This window comes from Pseudomonas sp. NPDC087336, from assembly GCF_044744285.1.
In the GTDB taxonomy this organism is placed as follows: domain Bacteria; phylum Pseudomonadota; class Gammaproteobacteria; order Pseudomonadales; family Pseudomonadaceae; genus Aquipseudomonas.
This window is the reverse complement of sequence record NZ_JBIUYA010000013.1, coordinates 168,227-178,507: the sequence shown is the minus strand read 5'-3', so window position 1 is coordinate 178,507 and position 10,281 is coordinate 168,227. Positions and strand designations below refer to the sequence as shown.

Annotated in this window: 7 protein-coding genes and 1 pseudogene; 4 read left to right on the top strand and 4 right to left on the bottom strand. The window is 62.5% G+C overall.

All coding sequences use genetic code 11. The features are described from left to right. From ACIO0C_RS15715 to ACIO0C_RS15700, 4 genes and pseudogenes are all read right to left on the bottom strand, one after another. Window positions 1-791, bottom strand: a pseudogene (locus ACIO0C_RS15715) (glycine dehydrogenase (aminomethyl-transferring)); the annotation flags it as partial. 9 nt (window positions 792-800) lie between these two features. Next, a complete protein-coding gene (gene gcvH, locus ACIO0C_RS15710) occupies window positions 801-1,184 on the bottom strand; it encodes a glycine cleavage system protein GcvH (RefSeq protein WP_401313556.1) in 384 nt (127 codons plus the stop codon). A 422-nt stretch (window positions 1,185-1,606) separates the two neighbouring features. Further along, complete coding sequence (locus ACIO0C_RS15705; protein ID WP_401313554.1) at window positions 1,607-3,115, bottom strand: sigma-54-dependent transcriptional regulator; 1,509 nt, start codon at window positions 3,113-3,115, stop codon at window positions 1,607-1,609. Between the two features lie 69 nt (window positions 3,116-3,184). Next, on the bottom strand, window positions 3,185-4,099 hold the full coding sequence (locus tag ACIO0C_RS15700; protein WP_401313552.1) for a LysR family transcriptional regulator: 915 nt from the start codon (window positions 4,097-4,099) through the stop codon (window positions 3,185-3,187). A gap of 150 nt (window positions 4,100-4,249) precedes the next feature. Between ACIO0C_RS15700 and speB the strand changes: the two genes are divergently transcribed. From speB to betA, 4 genes are all read left to right on the top strand, one after another. Next, a complete protein-coding gene (speB, locus tag ACIO0C_RS15695; protein ID WP_401313550.1) occupies window positions 4,250-5,248 on the top strand; it encodes an agmatinase in 999 nt (332 codons plus the stop codon). 67 nt (window positions 5,249-5,315) lie between these two features. Next, window positions 5,316-6,824, top strand: a complete 1,509-nt coding sequence (locus ACIO0C_RS15690; protein WP_401313548.1) for an aldehyde dehydrogenase family protein — start codon at window positions 5,316-5,318, stop codon at window positions 6,822-6,824. 185 nt (window positions 6,825-7,009) lie between these two features. After that, window positions 7,010-8,590, top strand: a complete 1,581-nt coding sequence (locus tag ACIO0C_RS15685) for a purine-cytosine permease family protein (RefSeq protein ID WP_401313547.1) — start codon at window positions 7,010-7,012, stop codon at window positions 8,588-8,590. Beyond that, window positions 8,587-10,275: a choline dehydrogenase gene (gene betA, locus ACIO0C_RS15680; RefSeq protein ID WP_401313545.1), complete on the top strand. Its 1,689-nt coding sequence runs from the start codon at window positions 8,587-8,589 to the stop codon at window positions 10,273-10,275. Before ACIO0C_RS15685 ends, betA begins: the two co-directional genes overlap by 4 nt. The last annotated feature ends 6 nt before the right edge of the window (window positions 10,276-10,281 follow it).

Here is a 10,281-nt window from a genome sequence, read left to right as displayed (position 1 = left end):
ATGGCCACGTCGGCGCCGAACTCGCCCGGCGCGGTCAGCAGGGTCAGGGCCAGCAGGTCCGCGGCCACGGCCACCAGGGCGTTGGCAGCGTGGAAACGCTCGGTCAGCTCGCGGTAGTCGAAGACGTCACCGTTGCTCGCCGGGTATTGCAGCAGGGCGCCGAAGAACGGCGTCACGTCGCTCAGCTCGCGCTCGTCACCGACCACCACGTCGATGCCCAGCGGCTCGGCACGGGTGCGCAGCACGTCGAGGGTTTGCGGGTGGCAATGCACAGAGGCGAAGAACTGGTGGCTGCCCTTGTTCTTGCTCAGGCGCTTGCAGAAGGTCATGGCTTCGGCGGCGGCGGTGGCTTCGTCGAGCAGGGAGGCGTTGGCGATCGGCAGGCCGGTGAGGTCGCTGATCAGGGTCTGGAAGTTCAGCAGGGCTTCGAGGCGGCCCTGGGAGATTTCCGGCTGGTACGGGGTGTAGGCGGTGTACCAGGCCGGGTTTTCCAGGAGGTTGCGCAGGATCGGCGACGGCGTGTGGGTGCCGTAGTAACCCTGGCCGATGAAGGTCTTGAACAGCTGGTTCTTGCCGGCGATGCCTTTGATCATCGCCAGGGCGTCCGCTTCGCTCAGGCCGTCTTCGAGGCCGAGCACGCTGGTGCCCTTGATGCTGTCGGGAATGACACTGGCGCCCAGGGCTTCGAGGGAGTCGAAACCGAGGGTGTTGAGCATGGCCTGCTCGTCACCGGCGCGGGGGCCGATGTGGCGGGCGATGAATTCGTTACGGGTGTCGAGGAGGGCGGTCATGGGCAATCCTCAGGCGTCGGTCTGGTCTTGGATCAGGCGGTCGTAGCCGGCTTGATCCAGCAGTTGGTCGACAGCGCCAGCGTCAGCGGGCTGGAAACGGAAGAACCAGCCTTCGCCCAGTGGGTCTTCGTTGACCAGCTCAGGGTTGCTGTCCAGCTCCGAGTTCACGTGCAGCACCTCGCCGTCCAGTGGCATGCCGATGCTGCTGGCGGCTTTCACCGATTCCACGACCGACACTTCGGCACCGGCCTCGAAGCTGCCCAATTCAGGCACCTGAACGAACACCACATCCCCCAATGCCTGTTGGGCAAACGCCGTGATGCCAACGGTGACAGTGCCATCAGCTTCGGTACGCAGCCATTCGTGTTCGACGGTAAAACGCAATTCGCTCATATCAACTCCTCATTGTTCTGACTCATCCGCTGCAGGTGGCGGAGGCGATGGGCAGGCTCGGGTCTGGGTAACGAGCTCGGCTGGAGGAAAGAGTGCAAGGGTGGTGCCAAGGTTAATTAATCGTTTTAAATCAATGGCTTAGATATTTATGAGGGGGCATTGAGCGCGGCTGCTGTATTGAAATCGAGACAGACACGGAAAGGGAGGCGGTCGAAGCCCGGTGTAGACAGGTTGAGAAGGTTTTGTCTTGATTTCGATACGCTGTATCGATTTGCACACAGCAGCAAATGCTACTCAATCCCTGTGGGAGCGGGCTTGCCCGCGATGAGGCCGTGTCAGTCACCATTTTTGTTGCCTGACACACAGCAATCGCGGGCAAGCCCGCTCCCACAGGTTTTTTTGTGATTCAGAAACTGTGGCAATCAGGACTTGTTTGGAATCCCATACTTGCGCAACCGAATGGCAATCGCACTATGGGACGTTTGCAAGCGTGCAGCCAGCAGGCGGCTGGAGGGGTAGCTGCGATAAAGCTGCTCCAGCAGATTCTTTTCAAACCCTTCGACAGCCTCCTCCAGGCTGCCCACCTCGCCATCGTTCCGGCGCTCGACAGCGGTTCTGGCGATGTCGAGGTCGTCGATGTCCACCAGCGGGTTTTCGCAGATCGCCGCGGCGCGGAAGATCACGTTTTGCAGTTGCCGCACGTTACCCGGCCAGCGGTTGCCGAGCAGGGCGGGGAAGGTGCTGGGCGCCAGGCGACAGACCGGGCGCTGGATCTGCGCGCAGGCCTGCTGCATGAAGTGCTGGGCCATCAACAGGATGTCGTGGCCACGCTCGCGCAGCGGCGGTACTTGCAGGTTGAGCACATTGAGGCGGTAGAACAGGTCTTCGCGAAAGTGTCCTTCGCTGACCATTTTTTCCAGGTCACGGTGGGTCGCGCTGAGGATCCGCACATTGACCTTGACCTCGCGATCGCCACCCACCCGACGGAAGCAGCCATCACTCAAAAAGCGCAGCAGCTTGGCTTGCAGGTACGGCGACATCTCGCCGACTTCGTCGAGAAACACCGTGCCCTGGTCAGCCAGTTCCAGCAGCCCGAGCTTGCCGCCCCGTTGCGCCCCGGTGAACGCGCCGGGGGCGTAGCCGAACAGCTCGCTTTCAGCCAGGCTCTCCGGCAACGCCGCGCAATTGAGGGCCAGGAACGGCTTGTCACGGCGACCGCTGATTGCATGACACGCCCGGGCCACCAGTTCCTTGCCGGTGCCGGTTTCCCCCTGGATCAACAGCGGTGCGTCGAGGGCTGCCACCCGTTGCGCGCGGGCCTTGAGCGAGCGGATCGGCGGCGACTCGCCGAGCAGTGCATCGAAGCCTTCGGCGTGATCGTGGTGCAGTGCCGAGAGGCGTTCGCCGATGCGATTGGGTTGATAGAGGGTGAGCAGGGCGCCAGCGTCGGTGATCGGCATGGCATCGAGCAGCAAGGTGTGACCGCCGAGGCTGACCTCATGCATGGGCAGGCGGAAATGGTGGGCGATCAAGGTGCGTTGCAAATCGGCATCGTCGAACAGCGTTCCCAGCGATTCACCGGCCGGCTCGCGACCGCACAGGGCGATCAATGCCGGGTTGGCCAGCAGCACATGCCCACGATCATCGACCGCCAGCACCGGGTCGGAACTGGCGGCGAGCAGGGCATCCAGCTGCAGGCGCCGACGTTGCCCGGGGAGGATGTCGACCATGGTCACCGCCTGCACGCCACGCACGCCGAACAGTGCCTCGCGCAACTCTTCCAGCACCTCGCTGCCCAGGGTCGGGGCGTCGATGTAGACGTTCGGTGGCACCATCTCCACGGCGTCCAGATTGAAGCTGCGCCCGCCAAGCAGGGCCAGTACTTCCTGGGTGATGCCGACGCGGTCGATGAAGGTGACGTGGATGCGCATGACAGGCCTGCAAGATGGGCGAACGAAAATCAGTATGCCGGGGCGAATTCGAATTTGGCGAGCGTCACATCATCCGCTGGCCGTTTTGCGCGCGCTGGCGGCCAGGTCCTCGAGGAACGCCTGGAGGATCGGCGGTGGTGCCACGCCCCGCCGGGTGATCACGTCGAACGGCGACTTCAGGCGCAGGCTCGCCGGGCCCAGTTGATGCATCTCGCCTGACTTGAGCCACTGGGCGGCGAAGTGCTCGGGCAAAAAGCCCATGTAGGCGCCGGAGATGATCAGGATCGCCGAGGCCTCGATATTGTCCACTGTGGCCGCCGCCTTGTTCACGCCCAAGTGTTCCAGGTCGTACTGCTGCATGTAGCCGCGCACGACGATGCGCCCCGCGCCGATTTCTTCAAGCAACTCGGCACCTTCGGCCTTGCTCCCGTACAGCGGATGCCGGCGCCCGCAGTACAGGCCGAGCGCCTCCTGATACAGCGGCGCTTGCAGCAGGCCCGGCACATGGATCGGGAAGTGCCCGATGGCCAGGTGCAGGCGGCCGTCGAGCACCCTTTCTTCCAGTTCTGCCGGGGTGCCGACGTACACGTTCAGGTGCACGTCATGCCCGCGCGACACGAAGCGCTGGGTGGTGCGCGGGATCGGCGAATCGGGATCGGTGATGGTGGTGTCGATGATCCCCAGGTTGAGCTTGCCGCTGATGTGCTGCTTGAGCACGTCGGCGTCCATGCAGAAATTTTCCACCGCCGACAGCAGGCGCTGGGTGGCTTCGTGAATCGCCACGCCTTGCTCGGTAAGCCGAAAGCCGCTGCGCCCGCGCTGGCAGAGTTTGACGCCGAGCCGGGTTTCCAGGTGGGTCATCTGTTCGCTGATGGTCGACTGCCCGGCGTTCAACGCCGCCTGGGCGGCCGAGAAGCCGCCGCAGCGGACAATCGTGGCAAATACCCTGAGCAGTTTCAGGTCGACATCGTGCAGCTGGATCATCGGGAACCTCCGGCAAGGGATGCATCGTGATTGCCGATATGAGTATCTGATGTTTAGCATTTTTTCCACGAAAACCTGCGCTCATAGTCTTTCCAACGGCGGTCGCCTTGCAGTCCGTCAAGCCGATAACAAGAAGTGGAGAGGCTAGAAATGTCGAACAACGGTTATGAATCCGGTCGCCTGAACCTGCCATTCGTGGGTCATTGCACCTTTGGCAAATCCCCGGTGTGCACCGATTGGGACGCGCTGGATGCCGACGTCGCGGTGCTTGGCGTGCCCAATGACATGGGCACCCAGTGGCGCTCCGGCGCACGCTTCGGACCACGCGGGATTCGCGAAGCATCGACGCTGTTTTCCTTCGGCCACGCTGGCGCCTACGACCACGAAGATGACGTGATGTACCTGACGGCGTCGGACGTGCGCATGGTCGACGTCGGTGATGCCGACATCGTCCACACCGACATGGCCACCAGTAACAAGAACACCGAATACGCCGTGCGCAAGATCCTCGATGCCGGTGTGATGCCGGTGGTGCTGGGCGGCGATCACTCGGTGCACGCGCCGGTGATCAAGGCTTTCGAAGGCCGTGGCCCGATCCACATCATCCACTTCGATGCCCACCTGGACTTCGTCGACGAGCGCCACGGCGTGCGCTACGGCCACGGCAACCCGCTGCGCCGGGCCTCGGAAATGAACCATATCGTCGGCATGACCCAGATGGGCATCCGCAACGTCTCGTCGTCCAACCGCGACGACTACGAAGCGGCCCACGAAGCCGGCTCGAAGATCCTCTCGGTGCGCGATGTACGTCGTCTCGGCGTCGAAGGTGTACTGGCGCTGATCCCGCAGAACATCAACTACTACATCACCATCGACATCGACGGTTTCGACCCGTCCATCGCCCCTGGCACCGGCACCCCGAGCCACGGCGGCTTCCTCTACTACGAAGTGCTGGAAATCATCCAGGCCCTGGCCAAGCGCAGTAAAGGCAACATCGTCGGCATGGACCTGGTGGAGGTTGCACCGGTGTACGACCCGACCGGCATGACCTCGATCCTCGCCGCGCAACTGCTGCTCAACAGCATCGGTTTCATCTTCCACGAACGCGGCAAGGTGCGGGTGGCCCAGAGCGAAACGGCTCAGGTCTAAAAAGCTGAGCCTGAAATCGAAACCACAAAGCCCGGCAGGACCTGACTGCCGGGCAGAGAGAACAAAAATGGACACGATCGTCAAAAGTTACCTGCAAAAATTCGGCGTCAGCGAAGCCACCCAGACCTTCCTCAGCAAAGTGCAGAAGATGTTCATCGGCGGCACCTGGGTCGAAGCCAGCGACGGCCAGACTTCCGATGTGATCGAGCCCTCGACCGAAGGCCTGATCACCCGCATTCCTATGGGCACTACCGCTGACCTGGACCGCGCCGTGCAAGCCGCCCGCGCGCAGTTCGACGGTGGCGAATGGCGCCAGGCCAAACCGGCGCAACGCGAACGCCTGATCCAGCGCCTGGCGGATTTGATCGAACAGAACGCTGCCGAACTGGCGCAAATCGAATCGATCGACATGGGCAAGTCGGTCGCCTTCGCCAAGGACGTCGATATCCAGGGCACCGTCGATACCCTGCGCTATTTCGCCGGGTGGGCCACCAAGCTCCACGGGCGCACCGTCGAGCCTTCGCTGCCGGGCAATTACCTGGCCTATACCCGCAAGGAAGCGGTGGGCGTGGTCGGCGCCATCGTGCCGTGGAACTTCCCGCTGCAAACCATGGCCTGGAAGCTCGGCGCGGCGCTGGCCACCGGTTGCACCGTGGTGGTCAAACCCGCCGAGCTGACCTCGCTGTCGGCCCTGCGTTTCGCTGAACTGGTGCAGGAAGCGGGCATTCCGGACGGCGTGATCAACATTGTCACCGGACGTGGCAGCGTGGTCGGCGCAGCGATGACCACCCACCCCGGCATCGACAAATTGACCTTCACCGGTTCCACCCCGGTGGGCCTTACCGTTGGCCGCGCGGCGCTGGACGACATGAAGCGGTTGACCCTCGAACTCGGCGGAAAGTCACCGGTCATCGTGTTTGCCGATGCCGACATTCCGGCCGCGGCACAAGCGGTCGCCAATGGCGTGTTTTTCAACTCCGGGCAGGTATGCGATGCCGGCACGCGGGCTTATATTCATAGCAGTGTCTATGACGAATTCCTGCGTGAGCTGATCGCCTACACACGCACCCTGAAAATGGCCCCGGGCCTGGACCCGGACTGCTTCATCGGCCCACTGGTCTCGGCCCTGCAAAAGCAGCGTGTGACCGAGTACATCGAGACCGGCAAGGCCGAAGGCGCCGAACTGGTCTACGGCGGCCAACCGGTCGATGGCCCTGGCTTCTTCGTCGAGCCGACCATCTTCGCCAACTGCCGCAACGACATGCGCATCGTCCAGGAAGAGATCTTCGGTCCGGTGCTGGTCACCGCACCCTTCGATGATGAGGAAGAGGCGCTGGCCCTGGCCAATGACTCGCTTTATGGCCTTGCGGCAGCCCTGTATTCCAACGACCTGGGCAAGGTGCACAGCCTGATTCCACGCCTCAAGGCCGGCTCGGTCTACGTCAACGCCCACGGCACCCTCGACCCGTCGATGCCGTTCGGTGGCTACAAGCAGTCCGGGTTCGGCAAGGACCTGGGCGCCGAGCAGCTCGATTACCTGCTCGAAACCAAGGCGGTGTGGATCACGCTGCCTTGAGTCAAGGTTGACTCAATCCCTGTGGGAGCGAGCTTGCTCGCGATAGCGGACTGTCAGCCAACATCAATGTTGCATGTCACGCCCCCATCGCGAGCAAGCTCGCTCCCACAGGAGGCCCCTCGGGTATCGTTCACCCGAAAGAATGCGGTTATCTCGTCATGATCTTCCAACAATAAGAGTCCATCATGAACACTAACGCCAAGTCCGCCACGAGTGTCTCTTCCCTCGACGACAAGTCCGTCGTCGAGGGGCATTCGATTGACTTCATTCCCGAGAACGAGCGCACCGACAAGCTGTCGAGCCAGGGCCCGTTCTGGTTCCTCGGCAATTTCACCTTTTTCACCATGACCATCGGCTTCGTCGGCCCAAGCGTCGGCCTGACCGCGCTCTGGACCACACTCGCCGGCACCCTGGGCATCATGTTCGGCACGCTGTTCATGGCGTTTCACGGTTCGCAAGGCCCGCACCTCGGCTTGCCGCAGATGATCCAGTCCCGTGCGCAGTTCGGTTACCGCGGCGTGATCCTGGTGCTTTTGGCGACGCTGTTCGTGTTCGCCGGGTTCAACATCGTCAACCTGGTGCTGATGATGCAGGGCCTGCACACGCTGTTCGGTTTCAACCCCGCGGTGATCGCGGTGGCGGTGACCATCCCGGCGGCGGTGTTGGCGATCCTCGGCCATGACTGGATGCACCGCAGCTTTAAATGGGCGTTGTACCTGTCGCTGCCGCTGTACGGCCTGGTGACCCTGGCGGTATTGATGGGCTGGGTGCCGGATGCCGTGTTGCCGGCGCTTGCCGAGGGCGAAGCGGCCCCGGCGCCTCTGGGCTTCAACTGGACCGGTTTTATCGCGCAGTTCGCGGCGGCGGCGAGTTACAACATCGCCTATGCCCCGTACGTGTCGGACTATTCGCGTTACCTGCCGAAGAACACCTCCAGCGGCAAGCTGATCGCCGTGGTGTTTCTCGGGGCTTCGTTGTCCGGTGCGTGGATGATTTCCGTCGGTGGCTGGCTGGCCGATCACCTGCATTCGACCGATGTGCTGGTGGCCTTGGGTCAAGTCGGCAACACCGTGTCGCCGCTGATGGGCACCGCGGTCGTGGTGGTGACCATCCTGGCGTTCCTGCCGGTGATCGCGATGAACATCTACAGCGCCAAGCTGACGACCCTGACCTGTGTCGATTCGATCAGGCACATCGAGCCGACCCGCAAGGCGCGAATCCTCGCCATCGCTTTCGTGATCCTGCTGCAACTGGGCGTAGCCCTGAGCATCCAGAGTTCCGGCAAAGGCCTGTCGGTGCTCGGCATCTACCTGGTGGTGATGCTGTATTTCCTGGTGCCCTGGACCTCGGTCAACCTCACGGACTACTTCTTCGTGCGCAAGGGCCGCTACGCCATCCCGCACTTCTTCATGCCCCACGGCAACATCTACGGCAGCTGGGGCCTGCGTGGCATCGCCGCCTATGCCATCGGCTTTATCTCGATGATTCCGTTCTTCTACATCTACGACGGCGTCGAACAGCGCGAAGTGTATGTCGGCCCGCTGGCCAAGGCGCTGGGCAGCATCGACGTCGCCTGGCTGGTGGGGCTGATCGTCTCGGGGCTGGCGTACTACTGGCTGAGTCGCTCGATCGACCTTGAGCGCGAAGAGGCGGTGATCCAGCACATCGAGAAGACCTCCCCGCAATACACCACCGGCGACACGCTGACCCACAAGCAGCAACCCGTGCCGGTTTTCACTGAATCGACGGTCGGGAGACAATCATGACCACGCAAAAATACGACTACATCATCATTGGCGCAGGCTCGGCAGGTTGTGTGTTGGCCAACCGCCTGAGCGAAGACCCGGCCACTTCGGTGCTGGTCCTGGAATTCGGCGGCAGCGACAAGAGCGTGGTGATCCAGATGCCCAGTGCGTTCTCGATCCCGATGAACACCAAAAAGTACAACTGGCGCTACGAAACCGAGCCGGAAACCTACCTCAACGGTCGGCGCATTCATTGCCCTCGGGGCAAGGTGCTGGGTGGTTCGTCGTCGATCAATGGCCTGGTGTACATCCGCGGTCACGCCCTGGATTTCGATGAATGGGAATCCCTCGGCGCCCAGGGCTGGGGTTACAGGAACTGCCTGCCGTACTTCAAGCGTGCCGAAAGCTACGAGTCCGGTGGCGACAGCTATCGCGGGCAGACCGGACCGCTGCACACCACCAACGGCAACCACATGAAAAACCCGTTGTACGGAGCCTGGGTCGAGGCCGGTGCGGAGGCGGGCTACATCAAGACCGAAGACTGCAACGGCTACATGCAGGAAGGCTTCGGTGCGATGCACATGACCGTGAAGAATGGCGTGCGCTGCTCCACGGCCAATGCCTATCTGCGTCCGGCCATGGGCCGTCCGAACCTGACGGTGATCACCCATGCGATGACGCGGCAGATCATTCTCGAAGGCAAGCGTGCGGTCGGGGTCATGTATGACCACGGTGGCCAGACCCACCAGGTGTATTGCAACCGCGAAGTACTCGTCTCGTCCGGGCCGATCGGTTCGCCGCACCTGCTGCAACGCTCCGGCATCGGCCCGGCCGAGGTCCTGCGCAAGGCCGGGATCAACGTGCGCCATAACCTGCCAGGGGTAGGGGAGAACCTGCAGGATCACGCCGAGGTCTACATTCAATTCGGCTGCAAGGAACCGGTGACGCTCAACAGCAAGATGGACCCGCTGAGCAAACTGATGATCGGCTTGCGCTGGCTGCTGTTCAAGGACGGCCTGGGCGCCACCAACCACTTCGAGGCCGGTGGTTTCATCCGCTCCGAGAAGGGCCTGCGCTGGCCGGACATTCAGTTCCACTTCCTGCCGGCAGCGATGCGTTACGACGGCAACAAGCCAATCAAGGGCCACGGTTTCATGGTGCTCACGGGCCCGAACAAACCGAAAAGCCGTGGTTATGTGCGGGTACGATCGGCCGATCCGTATGAGCACCCGGAAATTCGCTTCAACTACCTGGAGCGCGAAGAGGACCGCGAAGGCTTCCGCCGTTGCATCCGCCTCACCCGGGAGATCATCGGCCAGAAGGCCATGGACCGTTTCCGCGACGGCGAAATCGCCCCCGGCGCGCTGGTGACCAGCGACGAAGACCTCGATGCCTTTGTCCGTGACAACCTCGAAAGCACTTACCACCCCTGTGGCTCTTGCCGCATGGGCGAGGACGACATGGCGGTGGTGGATTCCCAACTGCGGGTGCATGGCATCCAGGGGTTGCGGGTCATCGACTCTTCGGTGTTCCCGACCGAACCGAACGGCAACCTCAATGCGCCGACCATCATGCTCGCCGAGCGGGCTTCGGACCTGGTTCGCGGGGCGCAGATGTTGCCAGCGTCGGATGTGCCGGTGGGGTTGGTGGAGAACTGGGAAAACAGCCAGCGCACGACGTTGCCGGGGCGTAACGTGCGGGTTTGACACGAT

Bases quoted from the DNA above. Each gene is read 5' to 3' on its own strand.
- gcvH (WP_401313556.1), bottom strand. From the start codon at position 1,184: ATGAGCGAATTGCGTTTTACCGTCGAACACGAATGGCTGCGTACCGAA.
- ACIO0C_RS15705 (WP_401313554.1), bottom strand. From the start codon at position 3,115: ATGCGCATCCACGTCACCTTCATCGACCGCGTCGGCATCACCCAGGAA.
- ACIO0C_RS15700 (WP_401313552.1), bottom strand. From the start codon at position 4,099: ATGATCCAGCTGCACGATGTCGACCTGAAACTGCTCAGGGTATTTGCC.
- speB (WP_401313550.1), top strand. From the start codon at position 4,250: ATGTCGAACAACGGTTATGAATCCGGTCGCCTGAACCTGCCATTCGTG.
- ACIO0C_RS15690 (WP_401313548.1), top strand. From the start codon at position 5,316: ATGGACACGATCGTCAAAAGTTACCTGCAAAAATTCGGCGTCAGCGAA.
- ACIO0C_RS15685 (WP_401313547.1), top strand. From the start codon at position 7,010: ATGAACACTAACGCCAAGTCCGCCACGAGTGTCTCTTCCCTCGACGAC.
- betA (WP_401313545.1), top strand. From the start codon at position 8,587: ATGACCACGCAAAAATACGACTACATCATCATTGGCGCAGGCTCGGCA.